The organism is Anaerophilus nitritigenes, from assembly GCF_004138215.1.
GTDB classification, from domain to species: Bacteria; Bacillota; Clostridia; order Peptostreptococcales; family Thermotaleaceae; genus Anaerophilus; species Anaerophilus nitritogenes.
Genome location: NZ_RYYS01000043.1, coordinates 33590 through 59616, shown reverse-complemented (window position 1 = coordinate 59616; position 26027 = coordinate 33590). Strand labels below are relative to the sequence as shown.

The 26027-nt window shown below is 28.7% G+C and carries 22 protein-coding genes; 18 read left to right on the top strand and 4 right to left on the bottom strand.

The window, feature by feature from the left end; all coding sequences use genetic code 11:
- The first annotated feature begins 124 nt into the window (after positions 1-124).
- The 9 genes from EK368_RS07135 (at position 125) to EK368_RS07095 (ending at position 10933) form a co-directional block, all read left to right on the top strand.
- The gene (locus tag EK368_RS07135; RefSeq protein ID WP_129597906.1) at positions 125-847 is read left to right on the top strand and encodes a hypothetical protein; all 723 of its coding nucleotides are present in this window, start codon (positions 125-127) and stop codon (positions 845-847) included.
- A gap of 187 nt (positions 848-1034) precedes the next feature.
- A complete protein-coding gene (locus EK368_RS07130; RefSeq protein WP_129597904.1) occupies positions 1035-1883 on the top strand; it encodes an undecaprenyl-diphosphate phosphatase in 849 nt (282 codons plus the stop codon).
- 180 nt (positions 1884-2063) lie between these two features.
- On the top strand, positions 2064-2435 hold the full coding sequence (locus tag EK368_RS07125; protein ID WP_129597902.1) for an ArsR/SmtB family transcription factor: 372 nt from the start codon (positions 2064-2066) through the stop codon (positions 2433-2435).
- A gap of 360 nt (positions 2436-2795) precedes the next feature.
- Positions 2796-5018 (top strand): heavy metal translocating P-type ATPase, encoded by a 2223-nt coding sequence (locus tag EK368_RS07120; RefSeq protein ID WP_129597901.1) that lies wholly within the window; start codon positions 2796-2798, stop codon positions 5016-5018.
- A gap of 251 nt (positions 5019-5269) precedes the next feature.
- The gene (locus EK368_RS07115) at positions 5270-6994 is read left to right on the top strand and encodes a pyridoxal phosphate-dependent decarboxylase family protein (protein ID WP_129597899.1); all 1725 of its coding nucleotides are present in this window, start codon (positions 5270-5272) and stop codon (positions 6992-6994) included.
- Between the two features lie 242 nt (positions 6995-7236).
- Positions 7237-8091, top strand: coding sequence for a DUF1002 domain-containing protein (locus EK368_RS07110; RefSeq protein ID WP_165000359.1), 855 nt, complete (start codon positions 7237-7239; stop codon positions 8089-8091).
- A gap of 469 nt (positions 8092-8560) precedes the next feature.
- Entirely contained in the window at positions 8561-9424 is an 864-nt protein-coding gene (locus EK368_RS07105) for a response regulator (RefSeq protein ID WP_129597895.1), read from the top strand.
- Positions 9415-9876 carry a chemotaxis protein CheX gene (locus EK368_RS07100; protein ID WP_129597893.1) on the top strand — a complete coding sequence of 154 codons (462 nt, stop codon included), beginning with the start codon at positions 9415-9417 and terminating at the stop codon, positions 9874-9876. Before EK368_RS07105 ends, EK368_RS07100 begins: the two co-directional genes overlap by 10 nt.
- A gap of 127 nt (positions 9877-10003) precedes the next feature.
- Positions 10004-10933: a M15 family metallopeptidase gene (locus EK368_RS07095; RefSeq protein WP_129597891.1), complete on the top strand. Its 930-nt coding sequence runs from the start codon at positions 10004-10006 to the stop codon at positions 10931-10933.
- Positions 10934-10968: 35 nt separating this feature from the next.
- On the opposite strand, the gene EK368_RS07090 is transcribed toward EK368_RS07095, so the two are convergent.
- Both EK368_RS07090 and EK368_RS07085 read right to left on the bottom strand, forming a co-directional pair.
- Positions 10969-13047 carry a methyl-accepting chemotaxis protein gene (locus EK368_RS07090; RefSeq protein WP_129597890.1) on the bottom strand — a complete coding sequence of 693 codons (2079 nt, stop codon included), beginning with the start codon at positions 13045-13047 and terminating at the stop codon, positions 10969-10971.
- Between the two features lie 130 nt (positions 13048-13177).
- Positions 13178-14764, bottom strand: a complete 1587-nt coding sequence (locus tag EK368_RS07085; RefSeq protein WP_129597888.1) for a DEAD/DEAH box helicase — start codon at positions 14762-14764, stop codon at positions 13178-13180.
- Positions 14765-15414: 650 nt separating this feature from the next.
- On the opposite strand from EK368_RS07085, the gene nhaC reads away from it, so the two are divergent.
- The 5 genes from nhaC (at position 15415) to EK368_RS07060 (ending at position 22568) form a co-directional block, all read left to right on the top strand.
- Positions 15415-16863 carry a Na+/H+ antiporter NhaC gene (gene nhaC, locus EK368_RS07080; protein WP_129597886.1) on the top strand — a complete coding sequence of 483 codons (1449 nt, stop codon included), beginning with the start codon at positions 15415-15417 and terminating at the stop codon, positions 16861-16863.
- Between the two features lie 18 nt (positions 16864-16881).
- A complete protein-coding gene (locus EK368_RS07075) occupies positions 16882-18084 on the top strand; it encodes a M20 family metallopeptidase (protein WP_202976442.1) in 1203 nt (400 codons plus the stop codon).
- Positions 18085-18214: 130 nt separating this feature from the next.
- The gene (locus EK368_RS07070) at positions 18215-19765 is read left to right on the top strand and encodes an amidohydrolase (protein WP_129597884.1); all 1551 of its coding nucleotides are present in this window, start codon (positions 18215-18217) and stop codon (positions 19763-19765) included.
- 13 nt (positions 19766-19778) lie between these two features.
- Complete coding sequence (locus EK368_RS07065) at positions 19779-21101, top strand: AfsR/SARP family transcriptional regulator (RefSeq protein ID WP_129597882.1); 1323 nt, start codon at positions 19779-19781, stop codon at positions 21099-21101.
- 57 nt (positions 21102-21158) lie between these two features.
- On the top strand, positions 21159-22568 hold the full coding sequence (locus tag EK368_RS07060) for a PdaC/SigV domain-containing protein (protein ID WP_129597880.1): 1410 nt from the start codon (positions 21159-21161) through the stop codon (positions 22566-22568).
- Positions 22569-22622: 54 nt separating this feature from the next.
- Here the strand turns inward: EK368_RS07060 and EK368_RS07055 are convergent, their stop codons facing one another.
- Positions 22623-22823 (bottom strand): hypothetical protein, encoded by a 201-nt coding sequence (locus EK368_RS07055; protein WP_129597878.1) that lies wholly within the window; start codon positions 22821-22823, stop codon positions 22623-22625.
- A 169-nt stretch (positions 22824-22992) separates the two neighbouring features.
- On the opposite strand from EK368_RS07055, the gene EK368_RS07050 reads away from it, so the two are divergent.
- On the top strand, positions 22993-24369 hold the full coding sequence (locus EK368_RS07050; protein WP_129597876.1) for a glycosyl hydrolase family 18 protein: 1377 nt from the start codon (positions 22993-22995) through the stop codon (positions 24367-24369).
- A gap of 164 nt (positions 24370-24533) precedes the next feature.
- Positions 24534-24854, top strand: coding sequence for a thioredoxin TrxA (trxA, locus tag EK368_RS07045; RefSeq protein WP_129597874.1), 321 nt, complete (start codon positions 24534-24536; stop codon positions 24852-24854).
- A 68-nt stretch (positions 24855-24922) separates the two neighbouring features.
- Here the strand turns inward: trxA and EK368_RS07040 are convergent, their stop codons facing one another.
- A complete protein-coding gene (locus tag EK368_RS07040) occupies positions 24923-25132 on the bottom strand; it encodes a DUF1657 domain-containing protein (protein WP_129597873.1) in 210 nt (69 codons plus the stop codon).
- Between the two features lie 124 nt (positions 25133-25256).
- Here EK368_RS07040 and EK368_RS07035 point away from each other — a divergent pair, with 124 nt between their 5' ends.
- Positions 25257-25646: a phage holin family protein gene (locus tag EK368_RS07035; protein ID WP_243109375.1), complete on the top strand. Its 390-nt coding sequence runs from the start codon at positions 25257-25259 to the stop codon at positions 25644-25646.
- A 164-nt stretch (positions 25647-25810) separates the two neighbouring features.
- A complete protein-coding gene (locus tag EK368_RS07030) occupies positions 25811-26017 on the top strand; it encodes a DUF1657 domain-containing protein (protein WP_129597870.1) in 207 nt (68 codons plus the stop codon).
- The last annotated feature ends 10 nt before the right edge of the window (positions 26018-26027 follow it).

The following is a 26027-nucleotide window of genomic DNA, read 5'->3' as shown; positions in this document are numbered from 1 at the left end:
AAAAAAAAATCATACAACTCTATTGATTAATGAAAGTTGCATCATGTATAATAAGAGAACAAACTTGTGAAACAAATATAAATAATGAGATAAGTTTGTTTTAAATGAAAGGAGGTATATATGTATGGAGTTGAAAAGAGGAATATTGGCAAAATACAATGGTAACAATACTACAAACCATCCATATATAATGAGATTAATAAAATTAGAAGAATTAGAAAAAGTAGTATCATTTCAAAATTTTGTTTATGATCTATTAACAGATAAGCAAATTTTGTATATCGTTTCATATGAAGATATGATAGAGGATATGAAATTAGGAGCTAAAATCATTGGTATTTTTAATAAAGAGGATGAGTTAATTGCGTATCGTCATATATCTTTTCCTGGATTATCAGATCGTAACTTAGGAAAAGATATTCAACTACCTGAAAATGAGCTAGTGAAAGTAGCTCAATTAGAAAGGACTCTTGTTCATCCTGATTATAGAGGAAATAACTTACAAAGAATTACATTTCAAGGAGCGATACCTTTACTAAAGGAACTAGGCTATAGACATCTATTAACTACTATTTCTCCGTTTAATTTATTTAGTCTTTTGAATACTATGCAAAATGGACTTAAAATTAAAGCATTAAAACAAAAATATCAAACAGGAAAAGATACAAATGATGGTTTATGGAGATTTATTCTTCACAAAGATTTAGAATCTATAATAGATATAGACTACACTCAAAGTGTAACAGTACCTTTAGAAGATCTTGAAACACAACAAAATTTGATAAATGATGGATTTATTGGAGTTGAGCTATTTACACAAAGCAAATCTGTTAAGTATATAAAATAAAGAAAAAATGGTATAGGATGACTATATCATTCTTTCTTTTATACATAGTAAATGATGTACTTAAAAAAATGAAGATTTTGTTTAAAGGATGCTTTTGTTATTTTCTTTAAATATAGTATAATAGATTGGGTATATTTATTGGATGTAAAAATAGAGGCTTTATTTTAAAGGGAGGATATTTTTAAATATGGAAATGATATCTTTGATTATTCAATCTATGATCTTAGGAATTGTAGAAGGGTTAACAGAATTTTTACCTGTTTCATCTACAGGACATCTTGTGATTTTTCAAAATTTAATAGGTTTTAAAGGAACAAGTGCAAATTATGTTGAGATGTATACATATGTAATACAACTAGGGGCTATACTTGCTGTAGTAATTCTTTATTGGGACAAAATAAAAGATACTCTTATAAATTTTTTTCCACAAAAAGTTGGTTATGAAAAATCAGGTTTTAGATTTTGGTTTATGATTTTTATTGCTTGTATTCCTGGGGGAATCTTTGGTATATTATTAGATGATTTAGCAGAGGAGTATTTATTTTCACCTATATCTGTAGCTATCACTTTATTTTTTGGTGGTATATGGATGATTTATGCTGAAAAGAAATTTAGAAGAAATAGGCACATAGGAAGAGAGTTAAGAGTTACAGTAAAACAAGCATGGATTGTAGGTTTATTTCAATGTTTAGCCATTATTCCAGGTATGTCACGTTCCGCATCTACCATTATAGGGGGATGGGTATCAGGCCTTTCTACGGTTGCAGCAGCTGAATTTTCATTTTTTTTAGCTATTCCTGTTATGGTAGGAATGAGTTTTTTAAAGCTTGTTAAAATGGGTGGATTATTCATTCTTACATTTGAAGAAATTATTTCTTTGGCGGTAGGGTTTATAGTTTCTTTTATAGTAGCTTTAATCGTTATTGGAAAGTTTATTGCATATCTAAAGAAAAGACCAATGAAGATATTTGCCATATATAGAATGATTTTTGCAATCATAGTTTTAGCATCTGGATTTTTAGGAATATTTCATTAAAATAAAATGGACAGTAGAGTGATTAAACTGTCTATTTTATTTAGGATTTATTGACATTTTTTATAACAAGAAATATAATATCATTATTATATCTGAATAATTGTTCATAATTTCACAAAATATAAGATAAGTGTATAATAACATTGTGGATGAAACAGTTACAATAAGGAGGAATTATGTATGGCTGAAAATAATATTGATTTTGAAAAATGTGATTGCAATGTTATTCATGAAGATGTTATAGAAAAAGTGAAAGAGGAAATGACTTGTGAGGAGAAATTAAATGATTTAGCAGAGTTTTTTAAAGTATTTGGTGATTCTACAAGAATAAAGATCATTTGTGCCTTGTTTTCATCAGAAATGTGTGTATGTGATATCGCTAGTTTACTAAATATGACTCAATCTGCTATATCTCATCAATTACGTGTTTTAAAACAAGCAAGACTTGTAAAAAATAGAAAAGATGGAAAAGTAGTATATTATTCTTTAGATGATGAACATGTTCAAAAAATATTTGATCAAGGTTTAGTACATATTAATGAAAGAAGATAAAAAACAATTGTATATTTAATAAAATTGTGGATAAGTCCATGATTTTTTTTAAAAAGACATAAAAATAATAAAAAACTGTAGACAAAATATTTTGTTTGCAGTTTTTTTGTTCTCAATATACAAAAAAATAAAAAATATAGAATGTACTAACATATGAATATATTTTCACATATAGTATTGACATACATAAAATGAGGGCATATAATAACAATATAATATATGAACAGTTATTCATATTTGTTAGAAGTATGATTATACATAATAGTAACATTGATTATGTTAAGAATAAGCATGAATATCACTTTGAACAAAGAATGAACAAATAATCATATATTCAGACATGAAAAAGGAGGGAATTTTATGAGTAAAATGCAATGGATGCTTGAAAATCTTGATTGTGCTCATTGTGCGTCGAAAATAGAAGATAAGATTCAAAAAATAGAACATATAGAAAAAGCAACTGTAAATTTTATGACGAAAACTTTGATACTTACATGTAAAGAGGATAGGGATTTAGACAAAATTGAGGAAGAAATAAAGGATATTGTTCACAAATTAGAACCGCATGTGGTGGTAAAGAAAAAAGTAGATAAAACGAATTTGAAGATTTCACCAAAAGAAATAAGCTGTTGTGGTGAACATGATCATCATCATAAACACCATACACATAATCATTGTGATTGTTATCATGAGCACCATGAACATAATGATGAGCATGGACACAGTCATGGAGATGGAGATACGAAAAAAACAATTTTAAAGCTTTTAGTAAGTGGGGCAATATTTACTGTTGGACTTATTGGAAATTTTAAAGGAAATGTAGAATTAGCAATATTTTTAAGTGCTTATATCATTGTAGGAGGGGAAGTTGTTTTAAGAGCTTTAAAAAACATTATGCGTGGGCAAGTATTTGATGAAAATTTTTTAATGACTATTGCAACTTTTGGAGCATTTGCTACTAGGGAGTTTCCAGAAGGGGTAGCAGTTATGCTGTTTTATCAAGTAGGAGAATTATTCCAAGATATAGCAGTAAATAAATCTCGTAAATCTATTACATCATTAATGGATATTAGACCTGATTTTGCAAATGTCAAAAGAGATGGACAATTGACTAAAGTATCGCCGGAAGAAGTATTAGTTAATGAAATGATTGTTGTGAAGCCAGGAGAAAAAGTTCCATTAGATGGAGTGATTGTAGAAGGAAAATCAATGGTAGACACTTCCGCACTTACAGGAGAATCTATGCCTCGTCATGTAGAAGAAGGAGAAACTGTTTTAAGTGGATTTATCAATCAAAGGGGTGTTATTTGTATAAAAGTAAGTAAAGAGTTTGGAGAATCTACAGTTTCTAAAATACTAGAGCTTGTAGAAAATGCAAGTAGTCGTAAAGCGAAAGCTGAGAATTTTATCACAAAATTTGCAAAATATTATACTCCAGCTGTAGTAATCATAGCAGCTATGTTGGCTATTATACCTCCAATTTTTATAGAGGGGGCAACTGTTGTAGAGTGGTTATATAGAGCCTCTATATTTTTAGTTATTTCTTGTCCATGTGCTCTTGTTATATCTATTCCATTGGGATTTTTTGGTGGAATCGGAACTGCTTCTAAGTATGGTATTTTAATTAAGGGTAGTAACTATTTAGAAGCACTTAATAATGTAGAAACAGTGGTATTTGATAAAACAGGAACACTTACCCAAGGAATATTTCATGTGACACAAATAGATGCAACAAATGGATTTAATAAAGATGAAGTTTTAAAATATGCAGCGTATGCAGAAAGTTATTCTAATCATCCTATCGCTATTTCAATTATTAAAGAGTACAAAGATAAAATTAATAAAGATCAAATCAATGGGTATGAGGAGATTTCTGGATATGGAATAGTAGTCGAAGTAGAAGGCAAAAAAGTTTTAGTAGGTAATAATAAGCTCATGTATCATAAAAAAATAAAATTTGAAGAAATGGATGATGTAGGAACTATATTATATATAGCCATAGATGAAGTTTATGCAGGAAGTATAGTTATTGAAGATACAATAAAAGAAGATAGTATAGAAGCTATTAAAAGTTTAAAAAACAATCAAGTGAAAAATATAGTTATGTTAACGGGAGATAATGAAAAAATAGCAAATAAAGTAGCAAAAGAGTTAAAAGTAGATAAAGTGTATTCGGAATTATTACCCCATGAAAAAGTAGAAAAGCTTGAAAATATGGATCAACAAAAAACATATGGGAAAAATATTGTATTTGTAGGGGATGGAATCAATGATGCTCCAGTTTTGGCAAGAGCAGATATAGGAATTGCTATGGGAGGATTAGGATCAGATGCAGCCATTGAAGCTGCAGATGTAGTGATTATGACAGATGAACCCTCAAAAATTGCTACCGCAATAAAAATATCAAAAAGAACAAAACGAATAGTAATTCAAAATATTATATTTGCATTAGGGGTTAAGGCATTGGTATTAGGATTGGGAGCATTTGGAATTGCTAATATGTGGGAAGCAGTTTTTGCTGATGTAGGAGTATCTATCATTGCAATACTTAATTCTATGAGGATATTAAGATTTCAAAAATAAAATGCAGCTAGAATTTTTATTCTAGCTGTATTTTTATATAGATGGAGCATTAGATTATATGTATAGATGAAAGTTGTATAAAAAGAAAATAGCCATCTTATTTTTAAAATAATCAGGGAAAAATATACTATAAAATGGATTAATTAGTAGAAATATACTATAATATATCTTGGAACGGAATTATTTTACATAAATATTAGATATTAAAAATGCTATAAAGTTACTAACTTTTTTAGAAAGTGGGGATAAAGATGAGAGAAAAAAATGAAAGACAAAAGTGGAAAAAAATCTTACAAGAAAAAGTACAACCAGCGTTTTTGGCTCCATGGCAAGAGGAGCACAAAGAAAAGGAGTTTAAAGAGATTGTTAGAGAAACACTATACAATATTAATTCGTTAAAAGGAGATAAAGAAGAACAAAAGTGTTTTTTAGGAGAATCTAAATATATTATCAAAGATAAAAATGATATTTTGACAGTACAGGAAAAAGCAAAAATGCCAGAAGAGTCTACTTCAATAAAAGAAGTTATGAAGGAGGTAGCTTCTTACTTTAATGGTATGTTTAATTGGGTACATCCAAAAGCTATGTTCAATGTAACACCACCTGCTGCTATTCCATCTGTAATGGGGAATTTAATGGGAGCTATGTTTAACCCTAATTTAGTAGAAGAAGAATATTCAGGAAATATAGCAGCTTTAGAGGTAGAAGTCGTAGGAATGATTTCAGACCTTGTAGGGTATGATACTAGTCAGTCTATAGGACATTTTACCTTTGGAGGAACAGGTGCTTATTTATTTGCCACCAAATTGGCTCTAACCAAATGTCTTGGAAAAGAAAGTAGATGGGAGGGAATTCGAAAAGATCCTCAAATTTTAGTATCAAAGGTGGGTCATTACGCTGTAAAGAATTGTACGGATTGGACAGGCTTAGGGATGAATAATGTAAGGGCTATAGATATTCAGGAAGATAGTTCTATGAATCTTGATCATTTAGAACAAGTAATGGAAAGGTGCTATGAAGAAGGTAAACCTATTGCTATGATTGTTGCAACTATGGGAACTACAGATGCTTTTGGGATAGATGATCTAAAGGGTATTGCGGAAATATGTGATAAATTTGTAAAAAAACACAACCTAAAAAATAGACCTTTTATTTATGCAGATGCAGTAATAGGATGGGCATGGAGTGTATTTAATTCGTATGATTTTAAAGAAAATGATATGGAGTTTTCAAAAGATACTTTAAAAGCCATAGAAGAATGTAGAGAGAAAATAAAATATTTATATCTTGCAGATGCTATAGGAATAGATTTTCATAAAACAGGATTTACATCTTATAATTCAAGTATGATTTGTTTAAAAGATCATAATTTATTAGATCTTGTGACTAGAGATAGAAACCAAATGGCGTATTTATATCAATTTAGTGCTTATACACCAGGGGAGTATACCTTAGAATGCTCAAGAGGAGGAAATTATGCTTTGGGAGCCTGGTGTAACTTAAAGTATTTTGGACTAGAAGGGTATAGGGCTATTTTAGGAAATCTAATAGAATCAGAAAAGTCTTTACGCAAAGTTATAGAAAATGAATCTTCTATGGTATGTGTCAATTATAAAGATCATGGATTGGTGACTTTGTTTAGAGTGTATCCAAAAAGCTTAAAAAAGATATTAGGAAGTGAACAATTTGCCAAGGAGCAGTATGATAAGGAGTTTAAAGATCCAAGTTATAAAGAATCTCTTGTTAAATATAATGAGTATCAATTTAAAGTAGTAAACGAGTTACAAAAAATACTATTTGAAGAAAATGGACCTGCCTTAAGTTTTACTAGTAACTTTAGAGTAACAAGTTATAAAGAACCTATAGCAGCTATAAAAGCTTATCCTATGTCACCTTATATGATATGTGCTGAAGACGAATTAAAGGAACATATTATTTCTTATATATTAAAGGCGGCAGATCGAGTAGATTGTTAACAATAAAAAAGTAAAATAGAAGGGGAAAAGACAGCTGATTAGCTGTCTTTTCCCCTTCTATTGGCATAAGAGAAAACATATGATATAATCCTTTTGCTAGAGTAAAATGATTTTGTTTTTAAAGGGAGGAGTCAATGAATTTTTAGTGGATAAAGTATAAGTGAAGATGAATAAGACTATAATTATTTTATATGAAATAATTCGTAAAATTTACAAAGTAGAAAAGTTAAGGAGGAATGATGATGAAGAAAAAGTTTGTTTTATTATGGATGATTTTATTTTTAATGACTTCAGTTTCATATGCAGATAGTTTTAAGGTAGTAACATTAGGTGCTGATTTGACTCAGGAACAACAAAATACTATGCTCAAAGAATTTGGTATAGAAGATGGAGATGGACAAATCATATATGTAACGAATGAAGAAGAAAGACAATATTTAAAAGATATTGTCTCCTTATCCAAAATTGGCAATAGATCTATATCTTGTGCGTATGTGAAACCTCTAGAAGAAGGATTAGGAATAAAGGTGTCAATTGCAAATTTGACTTGGGTAACAGAAGAAATGATTGCAAATTCTCTAACTACAGCAGGAATAAAAGATGTAGAGGTCAAAGCATCTGCACCTTTTAAAGTATCAGGTACTGCAGCATTAACAGGAATTATGAAAGGTTTTGAAAAAGCAACGGGAAAAGAATTAAGTCAAGATGCAAAAAATGCAGCCAATAAAGAAATTATTACAACAGGAGAGTTAGGAGATCAATTTGGAAAAGATAAAGCTGTAGATCTTATGCAGCAAGTAAAAAAAGAAGTAATAAGTAATAATGTAAAAACTCCCGATGATATTAGAACCATTATACAAAAAGTTGCAAAACATAATGATGTAAATTTATCAGAAGAACAGATTCAAAAGATTATAGATGTAATGAATCAGATTAGTAAATTAGATTTAAATATGAAAGAAATATCCAATCAATTAAAAGATATAAGAGGAAAGTTATCACAAGTGATTTCTCAAAATGAAGAAGCAAAATCTCTTTTGGCTAAGATTCTAGATATGTTACAAGGTATTATGAATAAAATTAAAAACTGGATATAGATATAAATATTAGAAAAGCATCTACCAATATATAGTAGATGCTTTTCTAATATTTGATTTTGGCAATTGGTTAGAAATATTATTTAAAAAACTTTTATAAAAATACAAAAAATAAGAATGATGATGAATATATGATTATGGATTTATTATTATAAGAAAATGTTAGTGTTGAAAATTCCAATAGATTAGCCACTTAATAAGATTTTTAAGGTATATAAAATTTGTTTTTAAAAGAATTTTGATATACAAAACAATGAAAAATTATAATAGAAAATATATAAATATATGCATGATGAAAATATAATTTTATGTTTTAAAATAAAAATTTTGTTAAAATATATTAAATAGTAACCAGTAAAAAATATAAAGATATAAAATCAGTAAACAAATGTTAAAAAGCAAAGATTAAAGAGGATAGTATTGGGATATATAAAACATACAACAAAATGATGCATAGAGGAGTGAAAATATGGAAAAAATAAAAATTGTAATTGTAGATGATTCCCCGTTTTCGATTAGTATTCTAAAAGATTTACTTGAGGAACAGGAATTTGAAGTAATTGGAGAAGCAAGCTCTTTAGAGGAAACTATAAAAGTTGTTAAGGAAAAAAAACCAGATGTAGTGACTATGGATATGACGATTCCAGGAACAGATGGATTAGAATGTACAAGAGCTATTCATCAGATAGATGAAAATATAAAAGTGATTATTGTAAGTTCAATGAAAGATGATGAAATTGTAAAAAAGGCAAAAGAAAACAAAGTAGCAGGATATGTACAAAAACCGGCTGATCCAGAGGAACTTTCTATTGTAATAAAAAGAGCAATGGCAGATGATAATTTATTAAAAGAGTTGCAAGGTATATATTGTGATTTATTTAAAGAAAGTTTAACAAATAATTTAAATCGAATAGCAAAAACAATTCCTATATATGAAGAGAGTATAAAATTAAGTGAAATAAATGATTCTAGAGGGATTTCTGTAGTTATAGGAATAATAGGAAAATGTTCTGGACGAATGGTTATGGATTTATCTTATGAGACAGGAAAAAAGATTACAGAAACAGCTTTAAAAAGAGAAGTAAAAAGTATAGATGAAGCATTAGCTATGGTGGGAGAATTTGCAAATATTGTTGCAGGAAATGCATGTTCTATGCTTAATAAAAAAAATAAAATATTCGGTTTGAGAGTAGCACCGCCTACTATATTTCATGGAGAATCCCTTCATTTATCAAAATCTAATATTCAAACTAATTCTATAGTAGGACAAACTGATTTTGGTGAAATATGTTTAAACATAGGATTTAAAAGGGGTGAAGAAGAATGGATGTAAGATGGATTAATCCATTTATTGAGGCTTTTTTAAACGTTATGCCTCAAATAGGATTTCAAGAAATTAAAAAAAATAATATAAGTGTTAAAAGTTCTAGTCTTACAAGCTCTGGCGTGATGATGAATTTAGGAGTGGTAGGAGATCTAAAGGGAAATGTAATCTACAATATAGATTTGGAAGATGCTAAAAAGATTGCCTCAAAGATGATGATGGGAGCTCCGGTTTTAGAATTAGATGATATGGCCCAAAGTGCTATTTCTGAGTTATCTAATATGCTTACTGCAAATGCCAGTATCAATTTTTCAAATATGAATATTTCTACAAATATATCAATTCCTACTCTTATGTATGGAAAGGATTTTGAAGTAAAGGTAAATGTAGATCAGTTTATATGTGTTCAAATGTTAGTAGATCAAATTCCTATAGATATTAATATTGCTGTTCATGAATAAAACTCAAAAGTTCTCTTTAATAGAGAACTTTTGAGTTTTTTGTATATTTTAAAAGAATATACAAAGGATAAGAATATAGGTTATTGATATAATAACTTAGAGTTTAGATATAAGTGTGAGGGATAATATGCTAAGAAAAATAGTTTTTTGCTGGATGATAGGAATAGTTACTTTAATAGGATGTTCTTTACAGCCATATACAAAAAATATGATTTATCCTCAAGAAGATACTTATTATGAAGAAAATATGAAAAGAGATTTGTTATGTTTGATGATGGCTTATCCAGAATATATCATAAATATAGAAAAAAAAGATGAAAATGTATATATAATTATGAAATCAGGAAAAAAAATACTTTACGATGACAAAAGAAAAAAAAGTTACCCAGAAAAAATAGACAATGGTGATTTACAAGATATGATGGAGGAAATTTATCCTATAGATCAGATCGATCATCTTATGGAGGAGAATTTTGATCCAGGGCGTATAAGACATTATGATTTGATGAAGGAAGTATATGGACAAACAAAAGATGATGTAGAAAAGAATATTATCAATGTGCAAACAAAATATCAAAAATTTCCTTTCAATAAAAATAATCAGGCAGCAAAAGCTTTAAAAGAGGCTATGGACGAAATAGAAAAATTGATAGAAAAAAATAAACAAATATATTCTTTTGTATATCCAATTAGTGGTACTTTTAATTATAGACTTATTTTAGGAACTTATAGATTGAGTCCCCATTCATTTGGAACTGCTATTGATCTTGCAAGAGATAAAAGAGATTATTGGAAATGGACAACTAGAAAAGAAGGAGAAAAAAGACTTTTAAGTTATCCAAAAGAGATTGTTACTATTTTTGAAAACAATAATTTTATTTGGGGAGGAAAGTGGGGACATTTTGATATCCTACACTTTGAATATAGACCAGAATTGATTTTGAAAAGTAAATATTTTGGAGATTATCATAAAACGACTAAAATATGGTATGAGGGTGTACCTAATAATGAAGGTATAAAAAAATATATTACAAAAATAGAAAATGCATTACAATAAAAAACAGGCATGTTTCTTAGAAACATGCCTGTTTTTTATACTCTAAATTTTTGAACCATTTCATTTAATTCTTGAGCTAAAGTAGCTTGACTTTCTGTTACTTTTGCTACTTCTTCTATAGCTTGACTCACTTCACCTATATTAGTAGAAATATGTTCAGATCCAGAAGAGGCCTGTTTGGTAGACTGTGATACAGATTCTATGGAAGTATTTATATTTTTCATAGAATCTGATATTTGATGAATATTTTTTGTGAATTCATTTACTAAATTACTTACATAGAAGGCATCTTTCATATATTGTCCTCCTACTTCTACTAATGTATCATAATCTGGATTGACTTTGTCATCAATAAATTTTAATAAATTAGAAGCATGATTAGAAAGATCTTCAAAAGCTTCTTGAACTTCCTTGATTACATTTTGAATGTTAGATACTGTATGACTAGAAGCTTCTGCTAATTTTCGTACTTCATCTGCAACAACTGCAAATCCTCTTCCTGCATCACCCGCTCTTGCAGCTTCAATAGCAGCATTTAGAGATAAAAGATTAATTTGTTCTGCAATTTCTGAAATACCATTAGACATTTCTTGTATTTGATTAACGATTTCTTTTTTTTCTATTGATTTTAAAATCCCTATTTGTCTTTCTTTATACAACTCTTGTGTAAGATGTTTAGATTTTTCTGCATTGTTTTTTAGTGATTTTGCTCTATTTTCAATTTTTTTTAGTACCATAGTTCCTTCCTCAGCTTTTTTTGCAAGGTCTTTTGAAGAATGAGCAACTTCTTTAACAGATAAACCAATGTTTTCAGTGGCTGTATTACTATCATTCATCCCACAGGCAATTTCTTGAGTAATATGATTAACAGTTTGTGTTTGAGCTGAGATTTCCTCTGTTGTAGCAGAAAGCTCTTCACTAGAAGCACTTAATTCATTAGCTTTTTCAATGACCTCTTTAATCAATTGATTTGTATTGGTAACAGCTTTATTCATAGCTTGAGCCAAATCACCTAACTCATCCTTTGAAGTTACCTCAATAGTATCTGTTAAATTTCCTTCTCCAAAGGATGTTACAAAATCTACACTTTTTTTAAGCTCCTTAGAGATGGAAGATGCAAAATATATGGCTATGATACTTCCAAATGAAATGACAGATAAAAGAATAATTAAGAGAAAGTTTCTTAAAGTAGCTACTTTATTAAAAGCTTCTTTTTGATTAATTTCAATAATTAAACCAGAATTTTGATCTCCAATTTTTACCATACCTAGAGTTCCTAATACAGAATCTCCTAAGTAGTTTTTATAGATTTGGTTATGATTTTTATCTATATTTCCATTTTTTATAATTTGTGCAATAGCATTTGCTCCTGTAGTTTTAATTTTTTTCTTAAGAGCAGCATCTTTTGCATATGAACCTAGAGTAGTATTTGTAAGCAACATACCATCTTCTCTTATAAGATAGGAATCAGCACTATTACCCATTTTATCTAAACCCTCATGAACAATTTGATCTAAAATTTTCTGACCCATTAAGAAATTAAGGGTTCCTATAAGTTCTTTAGAAGTTCCATCTTTATAGACAGGTGTAGATAATATAAAATTATTACTATTACTGATATCAGAATAAAACATTTCAGACCAATTTTGTTTATGCTCAAAGGCTTTCGTGATATAAGAACGTGTAGAAATATCTGCTCCTTCTCCAACTCTTTCACTATCATAGATAATCATTCCTTGATTATCTGTTAAAAAAATCTTTTCATAATCATAGGATTCTTTTGCTCCTTGTAAAAGTATGTCTAATTTTTCATAATTCAATTGCCATTCAGAAGAGGTTTTTTCTTTTTCTTTAAAAGTATCAATACCTTTGTAAATATCTTTTGTAGCTGCTAATATATGGGCATTTATTTGGGTGGATTCAAAATAGTTATTTAATTTAGATAAGGTTAAATTAAAATAGATACTATTTTTGTGAAAGATTTCAGATTCTATATTACTTTTTACTTTTTCATAAGAAAAAAAACTAAAACATAAAATGGGAATGAGCCCAGCAATAATAAAATTTAAAAGGAGTTTATGTTTTAATTTTAGTTTTCTAAGGAATTGATTCATAAGTATGCCCCCTTAAATTAGTAATTATATTAATATTCTTCAAAATGTTACAAAATCCTCCTAATTTTATGAATAAAAATAAAATTGTAAAAAGATAAAAAAACTCTCTGGAAATACCAGAGAGCTTTTTTTATCTTTTTTTACCACTTGAAAGTTCCATATTTACTTTTCTTCCTTTGATTCTTTTTTGATTCATTTTTTTAATAACGTTCTTTGTGTATTGACTAGGAATTTCTACAAAAGAATATTTATCAAACATATCTATTGTACCTACTTCATTTCCAGGAATATTGGTTTCTCCAGTAATTGCACCTAATAAATCACCTACTCTTACTTGATGACTTTTACCTACATTCATATATAATCGATCCATTCCTTCTTTAGCTCCTATAAAAGCTTTTTTTTCTTTAGTAGAAATCTCTAGATCATCTCCTTCTTTAATAGAAAGATTCATAGTTAATAAAGCAGCAGCGATTTTTAAAGGAGAATAATCATCAGTTGTATTTTCTTGAATAATTTTGATATAAGCATCAAGATTTTCTTTATCAATAATTTGTTTTGTTTTATCTAAGAAAGTACTTATTTTTGCTGAATTTACATCTTCAATAGAAGGTATATGGCCTTTTTTTATTTTTTTCTTTGTATACTGCATTACATTATGAATTCTTCTTTGTTCAGAACGATTTACTAAAGAAATAGCTTTACCAGATCTACCAGCTCTACCTGTTCTACCAATTCTATGAACATAATATTCTTCGTTCTCAGGAATATCATAATTGTATACCATTTCAATATCATCAATATCTATTCCACGAGCAGCTACATCTGTAGCTACTAATATGTTGACCATACCTCTATCAAATTTTGAAAGAACACTTAATCTTTGTGTTTGTTTGATATCTCCATGAATTTTGTCGCAAGAATAACCACGACTCATTAACATATCAGAAACGTCATCTACTCTTTTTTTAGTGTTACAAAAGATTAGAGATAATTTTGAATTATGAAGGTCAATTAATCGAGTCAAGACTTCAAATTTATGTTTTTCTTTGATGTCTAGATAATATTGTTCAACTGTATCCGTAGTAAGTTCTTTGCTTTGAATTTTTATATGTTTAGGGTTTTTTTGATATTTTTGTGCAATTTTAATAATGCCTTTTGGCATAGTTGCAGAAAACAATATCATTTGTTTGTCGTTGTGTATTTGATCTAAAATAGATTCAATATCTTCTCGAAAGCCCATGTTTAACATTTCATCTGCTTCATCTAATACAACTGTATGGATATCATCAAACTTAATAGTTTTACGATTCATATGATCCATAACTCTTCCGGGAGTACCTATTACAATTTGAACACCTTTTTTTAAGGCTTTAATTTGATTCGTAATAGAGTCTCCACCAAATACTGCTAAGACATGAAGATCGTGTAGATGTTTTGTAAGTTTTCTAAATTCTTCTGTGACTTGAACCGCTAATTCTCTTGTAGGACACAATATAATGGCTTGAGGATGCTTTAAAGATCTTTTTACTTTTTCAATGACAGGTATAGCAAATGCTAGTGTTTTTCCTGATCCAGTTTTAGATTGACCGATCATATCTAAGTTTTGCATAGCAATAGGAATAGATTCTTCTTGAATTTGTGTAGTTTCCTCAAATCCCATATCTTGTATAGCCTTTTTTAAATCCTGTGAAATATTTAATTCTTCAAATTTCATAAAATAATCCTTTCTTTATATGTATTTTAATTTAAATTAATTATTGTATACGAATAGACTAAGATAATATTTTAATATATCATTTGACTAACTAATCTATTATATTCGTTAAATCAATAAATATCAAGTCTCATATAATAAAAGTTTTAAAAATATTTTTTAAAAATAAATTTCCTTAACTATAGTATTTTCTTTTTTATAATAAATATTTCTATAAAAAATATTACTTTTCATCTTATATATAATTTTATCCAATATATAATTTTTTATAAAACTTAAAACACTAAAATAAGAACTAGGATATTCCTAGCTCTTATTTTAGTGTTTTAAGTTTTAGCAGTATTGTTGAAATATAACAACTAAAAGCAAGAAGAAAAGCAATAATTCTGTTTGAGTATGAAATAAACCACATCCATATTGAGATGCACTTGCCATTTTAACACCTCCTATATTACTTTTTCCTTGTTATACTTTATGAAAAATAAAGAGAAAATGTGATCAATAATATTTTTCAGATACAAAATGTTTTAAGAATGTTTTAAAATAGTTTTAATATTTAAAAATATTTTATTTTTATAAACAAATTTTAAAACGTTAGATAATATAAATGGTTGTTAATATAAAGATAATTCAAAGAAGGAGGTATATATATGAACAATGAAAACGTTTTAAAGGAGAAAAAACCAAGTTTTGCTGGTTCAATTTTTGTGATTTTATTTTTATGTTTAGTCATGTATATGCAAATATTTGTTTTACATCAAAATTGGGTAACACATATTAGTTTATTGTTAGCGACATTAGTGGCAACAATAGTGGCAATGGCTTATGGATTTACATGGGAAGATGTGCAAGAGGGAATTATATATGGATGTAATATAGCTATGGTTCCTATGTTGATTCTTATGTTAGTAGGGGTACTTATTGCTACTTGGATTCCAGCGGGAACGATTCCAACACTCATTTATTATGGGTTAAAGATTTTATCACCCTCTGTATTTTTACTAACTACAGCCTTTGTATGTGCAGTGGCATCAGTTTCTACAGGAAGTAGTTGGACTACTGGGGCAACTTTTGGAGTAGCTTTTATGGGGATAGGAATGGGCCTTGGGATTCCAGCTCCACTTACAGCTGGAGCTATTGTTTCAGGAGCAATTTTTGGAGATAAAATGTCACCTCTTTCAGATGCAACAAATTTAGCTGCAGGAGTTGCAGAGGCAGATTTATTTGACCATATCCGAAGTATGCTTTATACAACAGGACCTGCTTTTATAATTTCATTGATTTTTTATGCAGTATTAGGAATGAAATTTAGAGGAGGAATTATTGATACAAGTCAAATCGATGTCATTTTAAATGGATTAAAAGAAAATTATTGGATACACCCAGTTACTTTAATTCCACCTATTGTTGTTGTTATATTAGCTATAAAAAAGGTTTCAGGACTGGCAGTAATGGTAATTGCATCTTTTATTGGTGCTATGTTTGCAATCCTTTTCCAAGGATACGGAGTAGGAGAAATGTTTGTTTTTATGAATGATGGTTTTGTATCAGATACAGGAATAAAAGCAGTAGATGCTTTACTAAGTCGTGGGGGACTTCAAAGTATGATGTGGACAATATCTTTAGGATTTATTGCATTAAGCCTTGGTGGAATACTAGAAAAAACAAGGATGCTTGAGGTATTACTAGATAAAATTTCAAATATTGTAAGTAGCACAGGAGGGCTTATAACTACTCATGTTTTAGCAAGTATTGCAGTAAATATTTTCTCTGCTACTCAATATATGGCTGTTATTCTTCCAGGAAGAATGTTGGTTCCTGCTTATAAAAAGCAAAGACTTTTACCTCAAGTATGTTCAAGAACTTGTGAGGATTCAGCTACAGTAACATCACCTCTTATTCCTTGGGGATTATGTGGAGCATTTTTTACAGGGGTATTGGATGTACCTACCTTAGAATATGCACCTTATGTATTTTTAGCTTTTTTAACGCCTATTATTGCTATTATTTATGGTTTCACAGGAAAGTTTATGTTTAAAGAAGGAGATATTTCATCTGTAAAAACTTATCATGATGATGAAATGGAGAAAGAAAAATAGAAAAAGGGGGAGTGTAATTTGAATAGGGGATTAGAATGGATCAATGAAGAAAAAGTCATAGAACTTTTGATGGGCTTAGTAAAAATTCGTAGTCCATATTTTCAAGAAAAAGAAATTATGGAGTTTACCTATAAATGGCTAGCAGATAGAAATTTAAATCCACAATTTCATTATTATGAAGAAAAAAAAATAACGAAGTTTAAAGGGCTCAATATAGTTGGAAATTTAAGAGGAGAGAAAGAAGGTCCTAAAATCTTATTAAATGGACATTTAGATACAGTGAATATATGCGAAGGATGGACAAAAGATCCGTTAAAGGCAACGATAGAAAAAAATAAGCTCTATGGATTAGGAGCATTAGATATGAAATCTGGATGTAGTGCATTACTCCTTGCATTAGAAGCATTTCAAAAGACTATAAAATATTTTAAAGGAGAGATTATTTATTCTTTTGTATCAGATGAAGAAGGTCCCTATGGATTAGGAACTAATGCAATTATAGAGGATGGTATTACAAATAATATAGATGTGGCCATTGTTACAGAACCAAGTAGTGGATTTTGCTCTATTCCATTTCCATGTGTTTGTCTTGGAGCTAGAGGAGGATACAATTATACAGTTACATTGAAAGGAAAATCTGCTCATGCAGCAAATCCAGAAAAAGGAACAAGTGCTATTCTAGATGCTGCAAAGGTTATGATAGAACTGAAAAATTCAGAAATGATAGAAGATGAAAAACTTGGAAAAGGATCTATTTGTATTATAAAATCTGATGGTGGAGGTCAAGCTTGCAGTGTTGCAGATACAGCTTCTTTTACAGTATTTAGGCATGTAGTAAGAGGTGAAGACCAAGAATATTTAAAAAAAGAATTATTTGATGCAGTAAAGAGAGCTGATATACAATCAAAAGTAAGTATGACCTTTAGAGAGGCACCTAGTGAAGAAACACAAGGATTTAAACCTTATATAGTAGATGAAGAAGATCCATATGTGAAAAAGTTATCTCAAAGTATTAAAAAAATTTGTAATAAGAATCCTAATATTGGATATTTTTCAAGTATTGGAGATTTTAATTATTTAGGAGCTCGATTAAAAGTACCTACTTTTGTATTTGGACCAGATGGAGAAAATTATCATACAGCTGATGAGTATGTAAAAATTCATACAGTAGTTGAAACTGCACAAGTGATATATACGTTTTTAGTAGATATACTTGGCTAAATAGTAAAAGCTCATACAGGTTAGTGTGAGCTTTTGTTTTGCTGATTTGGATTGTATTTTCATTTTAAACAATGTTACAATATAAGGAAGAAACAAGATAAAAACTAATAAATTGGAAGAAGGATGATTTATGGGAAAGATTGACTTACTTGTATATAATGGAAATATAATCACACTAGATCCCCAAAGTCCTATTGCTCGATGGCTTGCTATTCAAGATGGGAAGATAGTGGATATAGGATATGAAAATGAATATAAGAAATATTTCCCTATTTGCATAGATACTATTGATTTAAAAGGAAGGACTATGGTTCCAGGATTTTATGATAGTCATGTTCATCTTGTCCAGACAGGATTGAATATTTTAAGTTTAGATTTAAGTCATGTAAAAAGTATTGAAGAGATATTAAAAAAGATTGAAGAGGAAAGTAAAATTACTCCTGAAGGGAAATTTATAAGAGCTATTGGTTTAGATGAATTAAAAATCAAGGAAAAACGACTACCTAATCGATATGAGCTAGATCAATGTGCTCCAAATCATCCTGTTTGGATTAATAGGGTAGAATATCATACAAGTATTGTAAATTCAATGGCTCTTCATATGCTAAAGATACCTTACAATACAGATGGAATTATTCGAAATGAAAATGGTACACCATCAGGAGTTCTTACAGGAAGAGCGAGTGCCATTGTACGAAAACAAATTTTGAATAAATTTTCTAATAGAATGAGATTAAAAGGTGTCAATAAGGTATTGGAGATAGCAATAGAAAAAGGAATTACTTCTCTAAATGCAATGGAAGGTGGTTTTACTTTTCATGATAAGGATGCCGAGTTTGTTTATGAAAATATGGACAACTTTCCTATTGATATTAGCCTTTTTTATCAAACTGTAAATGTAAATAAAGTAATAGAAAAAAAGTTATCTAGAATAGGAGGAGGAATTTTTATAGATGGTTCTTTTGGTTCTCGAACAGCTGCATTAAAAGAACCTTATATAGATGACTCTACTACCAATGGAAAACTTTATTTTACTCAAGAAGATTTAAATTCTTTTATTTTAAAAACATATGAAAAAAAATTACAAATTAGTGTTCATGCTATTGGAGAGCGGGCTATTGAACAAATTCTAACAGCACATGAATATGCTCAAAAAATTTATCCTAGAAAAAATCATAGAAATAGAATTGAACATTTTGAACTTCCTACCAAAGAGCATATTAATAGGGCAAAAAACCTTGGGCTTATTGTTTCTATGCAACCTTCTTATGAATATTTTTGGGGACATAAAGGACAAATGTATGAGAAAAGGTTAGGCGAGGAAAGAAGAGTAAAAGCCAATCCATTCAAAGAAATTTTGAAACAAGGTTTGATGATTGCAGCAGGATCAGAAAGTGATGTCACTCCACTAGATCCAATACTTGGAATTTATGCAGCAGTTAATCATCCAGTTAAAGAGCATAGAATAAGACCTTTAGACGCTTTGAAGATGTTTACCATTCATGGAGCTTATGCTGTATTTGAGGAAGATATAAAGGGTAGTATTGAAAAAGGGAAGTATGCAGATCTTGTAATTTTAAATGAAGATCCTTTAAAAATAGATTCTACACAGATAAAAAATATAAAAGTATTGGTTACTATAAAAGAGGGAAATATTTTATATGAAACTAATTTAAGATAGAGGATGATCATCATTGGCAAAGTTAGAGATATATATGCTTGGTAATTTAAAAATTATATGGAATGGAAAATCTATAGTAGAAAAATTAAGTAATAAAGCCACGGCACTATTGTGTTATCTGGCAGTAAATAAAGGGAAAAAATTTAGTCGAGATAAACTAGCAACCTATTTTTGGGATGCTAGTAATATGGATTCTGCTAGATATAATTTAAGATATAATCTTTGGTCGTTAAGAAAAATTATTAAACAAGATAAAGTGGGACAAAATATGATTATCAGTATAAAAGATACATGTATGATCAATCCAAATGCCAATCTTTATATCGATGTACTAGAGCTGAATGAAGTTTATGAGGAGATAAAAGATAAAAAAATTTATGATTATAAGAATGAATTAGAGAAAATAAAGAATTTATATAAAGGAGAGTTTTTAGAAGAGTTTTATATAAAAAAGTGTATAGAATTTAATGATTGGATTTTTTATGAAAGAGAAAAATATCAGAGAAAATATATAGATATTCTTCATAAGCTTATCTATGTTTATAAAAAAAATCATGAATATGTAAAAGCAATAGATTTATTAGAAGAAATGATTAAAATCAATCCATTAAAAGAAGAACTTTATGTAGAATTGATCCAGATTTATATAGAATTAGGAGATCGAGATGCTGCTATTCATCAATATGATAGATGTTGTACAACTTTAAGAGAAGAACTAAATATAGGTCCTATGGAATCTACTAAGAAAATCTATGAAAAAATAAAAGAAAGTAAAACAACCATTAATAGATTTGAAGTTTTTGAAGAAAAAGGAATAAATTTGAAATTAAATACAAATAGCCATATTATATGGAATCCCAAAGATAATTCTCAAAAGATACAAAAACAGATATATAAAGGAAAGAAAATTATAGAGAATCCTTGCTATCCATTAGGACTTGATTATTATTGGATCAGTAATTTAATAGAAATACTTATGATGAGATATGAAGAAGAAGACTTAAAAAAATTAAGATCTTATTACTGGAAGGATATACTAAGGATACAATCCAAAGTATTATCTATAGATGATACACTAGTAGTAACCGATCAGCTTAGTATAAAAACAGAAAAAAATAGAATTTTTAGTGGAGTAGAAAAGCTTTTGAATATCCTCATTGAAATAAAACCCATGGTTATTTTCATTAAAAATATTCACTATATAGATGAATATTCTTTTCAATTCTTGAAATATTATCTTTTTAAAAATCAATATGATACTTTACATTTAGTTTTATATGGAGATGAAAATCATCGTAGAATGAAAGAACTGAAAAAGATTGTAAATTTTTTGTAACCCATTTTTTACTATAAGAACATACAATAAGTATATAAAGTGATTGGAGGTTACAAAGTGGGACAAAATATATTTTACAAAGGAATTGGGATTGTAGTATTAGGTAGTATGATATTGTCTTTAACAGCTTGTACATCTTTTGTAAAAGCACAAGATGTACAAAATGAAAAGATGTATCAAGTAGAGATTGCCCAAGAAGATTTTATACTAGATAAAAAATATATAAAAGGAACTTTAAAGATTCCAGTTGTGAGAAATACTGAAAATGTAGAAGCTCAGGACCGGATCAATAATTTACTTAAAAATGAAATAATGGAATTTATAGATACAAAAACTAAGTTTTCGATATCTTCCCAAGAGGAAATAGATACACCAACTATTATAGGAAGTGAATTTGAAGTAACCTATCAAACAGATAATATTATCAGTTTAATCATTGAAAAAAATGTGAATGAAGGAAAAAAAGATGGATATGTTTTAAAAACTCCATATACTCTAGATTTAAAGACTGGAAAACAAATAGATCTATACAGGTTCTTTGATGAACAAGAAGACTATCAAAAAGTGATTAAAGATTATATTCATAACAAATATAAAAATAAATACAAGATCACTAAAGAGGCTATAGAAGAGAGTACTTATTATTTAAAAGAAAAAAATATAGGAATATGCTTTGAACCTTATTTAGTTGGTGGAGCAGAAAATGAAAAATGTATATTTGAAATTCCATTTGACGTTTTCAAAAAAAGAGTAAATACAAATATATCTCTTAAATCCCAAGCTGTAAAATTAAGCATAAAGACTATGAAAGAAGATAATGAATATATTATATCAAATATAAATATGCCAATTGTGTCAGGTTTGAAAAATGAAAAAATACAACAAAAAATAAATCAAATGTTTGAGAAAGATATACTAGATTTTAAAGATATGATGATTCAATCTGCAAAAGAAGGTTATGAAGATGCTAAAAAATATGGATATGAACTGCATCCATATTCTGCAGATGTTTTTTTCACAGAAAAGAAAAATGAAGAAAATATATTAAGTATTTATGTAGTTTATTATAGTTATACAGGAGGAGCTCATGGAAGTCATGATGATATTACTTATAATATAGATTTAAGAACAGGAGATATAATCAATCTTAAGGATTTGTTTAAAGATGGATATGATTATAAAAAGATTATTAGTGAGAAGGTAAGAAAACAAATGGATCAAATCAATCAAGAAGAAAAAGAAAGACTGATTCAAGAAGGGGAAGATCCTCAAAATATATATACTCAGTATGAAGGATTTGATAGGATTAGAGAAGATCAATCTTATTATTTAAAGGATGAAAGAATTGGAATTTATTTTGGACTTTATGAGATTGGTTCTTATGCAGAAGGAATTCCTACTTTTGAAATTCCTATTTCCGAATTAAAAGAAGGAATCAATGAAAAATATATAAGGGATTTTGAATAAAAAATAAGGCCAGGAATTCCCTGGCCTTTAGTATTAGTTAATACGTTAGTTTTTTTAGCATCCAGGGAAGAAGGACCCTAAAGTAGGGTAACAAAATAAAATGACTAAAAGTAAGAAGAAAAATAACAAGCTGTCACTATCTCCAAATAATCCACATAAAGGACCTTGGAATAAAACTACTAAAAGTAAAAAGAAAAATAACAAACTACTATCATTACAACCCAAGATATTGTTTGTGCATGATGCTTCTGCCATAGATTTCGCCTCCTTATTCAATATAACTTTTTAATAGGTATATTGTGTATCTACTACAAAGTATGCATGATAAAAATATTATGTGACACATAGAATTAGAAAATACTGTTAACATTTTTAGTGCTTTGAGAATAAGATAGTAAGGAAGAATATAAAAGAAGGTGAAAAAATGAGTAGAAATAATGAAGTATATATTGTACAACCTGGAGATACACTTTATTTAATTGCACAAAAGTTTGATACAATAGTGGAAAGTATTATGACTTTAAATAATTTAACAGATACATTAGTAGTACCAGGTCAAAAGTTGAAAATTCCACTTTATACAGAGGTGGTAGTCATTGTAGATATAGCAAATATTAGAATGAGAGGTGGGATTGATTATCCTATTGTGACACAAGTTCAAAGAAATGCTCGCCTTCCAGTAACTGCTTTTTCAAAAGGGTGGTATAAGGTAAGACTTTATAATGGAAAGCCAGGATGGATAGAGGGAACACTTGTTGAAAGATTTGTATATGATGGATCAAAACCTATCATTAGTAATCTTTCTTATTATACACTAGCAGAAGGGCCGGCACTTCCTAGTTCTTATGAATCTTTTGTAAAAAATACATCATTAATTTCAGAGGGAGCTTTATTTCTTTTTAGGATCGATAGAGAAAATCCCACACAAATTGAAAACTTTGGAGATTTCACAGATGAATATGTAAACAATATAGTTGAAATTGGACATCGTCAAAATGTGAAGATGATGCCTGTTGTGCATAATCTTCTTTATAAAAATGGAGGTACGAAGGTTTCTAAGGATGTAGTCAGAACAATTGTTTCTTCCAAACAAAATCGTCAAACATTCATTCAAAATATTATTAAGCTCATTGAAAAATACAATTTTGATGGTGTAAGTATGGATATTGAAGATGTGTATTTAGAAGATAGTAAAAATTTATCAGCCCTTTTTACAGAACTAGGAGTAGCTCTCAAAAGAAGAGGATATTATTTATCAGCAGCTATTCCTGCAAGAGTGAGCGACGAACCTTTTAATCCTTTTTCAGATCCTTTTGAATATGAACCTATTGGTAAAGCTGTAGATGAATTTGTAGTCATGTTGTATAATGAGCATGGATGGCCTGGAAGTGGACCAGGACCTGTTGTATCTATAGGATGGATGGATAGAGTTTTAAGATATACAATGACAAAAATGCCAAAAGAAAAAATTGTGGCAGCTGTTTCTGTATTTGGTTTTGATTTTAATCTTACTACAGGAAGAAATACCTATGTAACTTACAATATGGCTATGAATTTAGCAAGAAAATACAATAAAGAAATTATTTTCGATGAAAAAACGAAGACGCCTACATTTTCTTATGTGGATGAAAATGGAAATCAACATGAAGTATGGTTTGAAAATGCAGAGAGTATTTATATAAAAGCACAAAAGGCATGGGAACTTGGGATAAAAGGACTTGCTCTTTGGAGATTAGGAATGGAAGATCCTAATATGTGGAATGTATTTAAAGAAGATATAGTGATCAAAAGAGATTTTTAAGCTTATATTTCCTTGGAAATATAAGCTTTTTCCATGATCTATACAAAATTTTTCATATACATATATTTTTAAAAATGATAAAATAAATTAAGAAGAATAAAAAGATACGTGTTGAAGTGTTAAAATGGTTTATCATTAGATCAAAATAAGAAGAGGTGATGAACATGATATCAGTAGACAATGAGAATTTTCAAAAGCAGGTTTTAGATATAAAAACCTATGTAATCGTTGACTATTGGCATGAAGCATGTGCACCGTGTAGAGTGTTGATGCCAGATGTAGAAGAATTGGAGAAAAAATATGAAACAAAGATTCAATTTATAAAAGTAAATACAGCAAAGGCAAGAAGACTGGCTATTTCTCAAAAAATATTAGGACTTCCTACTATCGCTTTATATCAGAATGGGGAAAAAATTGATGAAGTAATAAAAGATGAAGCTACAAAAAAAAATATTGAAAAAATGATTCAAAAATATGTAGAGTGAAAAATGATTAAATTGTATAAAAATAGACCTTATATTTTTAAATATAAGGTCTATTTTCATAATCAGTTTTATTGTTGTTGATTGTATTGAGGTTCTTCGCTGCTTACATAATTGACTCTACTTTGAATGGTTTGAACAGCATTTTCCATAGTTGTAGATAGTTGATTAAACATTTGTTTTGCTTGTTGATCATCTGTATCTAATGAAAAAGTCTTTAAATCTGCAGCAAGACCTTTTGCACTAGCAAGAGTTTGTTCTAATTTGTTGATAGTAGTCAAAATAAAACACTCCTTCCTAAATAAATTTCTTTAATAGTATTTACAAAAAATCAAAAAATATTAATCAAAAAACACATAAAAAATGAAAACAAGGTGAATACTTTATGTCAAGGAGGTGTTTGATTTGCCAGAAAGAAATGATCAAAGAAATGATCAAAGAAATGATCAAAGAAATGATATTAGTATAGGAAGTATCATTACAAGAATACTAGTTTCAATGCTTGTATTAGCTATTGTAGCTTTTTTCACTCCGTTTTTTTCTATAAGAGGGTTTATGCCTCTATTTATGGCAGCTATATTTATAGGGGTTTTTGATTACTTAATAGAAAGAATGACAGGATTTGATACAACACCTTTTGGAAGAGGCATAACAGGATTTGTTGTATCAGCAGTGATTATTTATCTTACTGGAGTCTTTGTAAATGGAGTAAGGGTAAGTATGTTAGGAGCAGTTTTAGCAGCTTTGGCAATAGGTATTATCAATATGATTATACCTGGAAAACGTGTATTATAAAGCCTAGTATTCTAGGCTTTTTTAATATATAGAAATGATAGAAATGAATAATTTATGGATAATTTATATATATTTTTTAAATTATGTAAAATAAATATTGTATTTTATGAATGAACTTAATGAATAATTGAGAAAATAAGTATAAAGAAGAGGAGCTGAAATATATGACAGTAGGGGCAAAGGTTAAACAAACATTAGCTACTTTAAAAAGTGCACAAAGTACTTTACAAACCTATAGCATACAAAGTGAAGATGAAAAATTTAAAAATATCTGTCAACAAGCATTAGATATTACACATAATGCTATAGATGATTTAGAAGAAAGAATAAAAAAAATAGAATTTGAAGAACCTGAGTATAAAGGTTATTAAGGGAGAGAAA

What these genes read in the sequence shown, in the direction of transcription:
- EK368_RS07070 (WP_129597884.1), top strand. Translation starts at nt 18,215, where the DNA reads ATGGGAAAGATTGACTTACTTGTATATAATGGAAATATAATCACACTA.
- EK368_RS07030 (WP_129597870.1), top strand. Translation starts at nt 25,811, where the DNA reads ATGACAGTAGGGGCAAAGGTTAAACAAACATTAGCTACTTTAAAAAGT.
- EK368_RS07055 (WP_129597878.1), bottom strand. Translation starts at nt 22,823, where the DNA reads ATGGCAGAAGCATCATGCACAAACAATATCTTGGGTTGTAATGATAGT.
- EK368_RS07090 (WP_129597890.1), bottom strand. Translation starts at nt 13,047, where the DNA reads ATGAATCAATTCCTTAGAAAACTAAAATTAAAACATAAACTCCTTTTA.
- EK368_RS07105 (WP_129597895.1), top strand. Translation starts at nt 8,561, where the DNA reads ATGGAAAAAATAAAAATTGTAATTGTAGATGATTCCCCGTTTTCGATT.
- EK368_RS07050 (WP_129597876.1), top strand. Translation starts at nt 22,993, where the DNA reads ATGAGTAGAAATAATGAAGTATATATTGTACAACCTGGAGATACACTT.
- EK368_RS07095 (WP_129597891.1), top strand. Translation starts at nt 10,004, where the DNA reads ATGCTAAGAAAAATAGTTTTTTGCTGGATGATAGGAATAGTTACTTTA.
- EK368_RS07110 (WP_165000359.1), top strand. Translation starts at nt 7,237, where the DNA reads ATGAAGAAAAAGTTTGTTTTATTATGGATGATTTTATTTTTAATGACT.
- EK368_RS07085 (WP_129597888.1), bottom strand. Translation starts at nt 14,764, where the DNA reads ATGAAATTTGAAGAATTAAATATTTCACAGGATTTAAAAAAGGCTATA.
- nhaC (WP_129597886.1), top strand. Translation starts at nt 15,415, where the DNA reads ATGAACAATGAAAACGTTTTAAAGGAGAAAAAACCAAGTTTTGCTGGT.
- EK368_RS07125 (WP_129597902.1), top strand. Translation starts at nt 2,064, where the DNA reads ATGGCTGAAAATAATATTGATTTTGAAAAATGTGATTGCAATGTTATT.
- EK368_RS07130 (WP_129597904.1), top strand. Translation starts at nt 1,035, where the DNA reads ATGGAAATGATATCTTTGATTATTCAATCTATGATCTTAGGAATTGTA.
- EK368_RS07115 (WP_129597899.1), top strand. Translation starts at nt 5,270, where the DNA reads ATGAGAGAAAAAAATGAAAGACAAAAGTGGAAAAAAATCTTACAAGAA.
- EK368_RS07135 (WP_129597906.1), top strand. Translation starts at nt 125, where the DNA reads ATGGAGTTGAAAAGAGGAATATTGGCAAAATACAATGGTAACAATACT.
- EK368_RS07120 (WP_129597901.1), top strand. Translation starts at nt 2,796, where the DNA reads ATGAGTAAAATGCAATGGATGCTTGAAAATCTTGATTGTGCTCATTGT.
- trxA (WP_129597874.1), top strand. Translation starts at nt 24,534, where the DNA reads ATGATATCAGTAGACAATGAGAATTTTCAAAAGCAGGTTTTAGATATA.
- EK368_RS07100 (WP_129597893.1), top strand. Translation starts at nt 9,415, where the DNA reads ATGGATGTAAGATGGATTAATCCATTTATTGAGGCTTTTTTAAACGTT.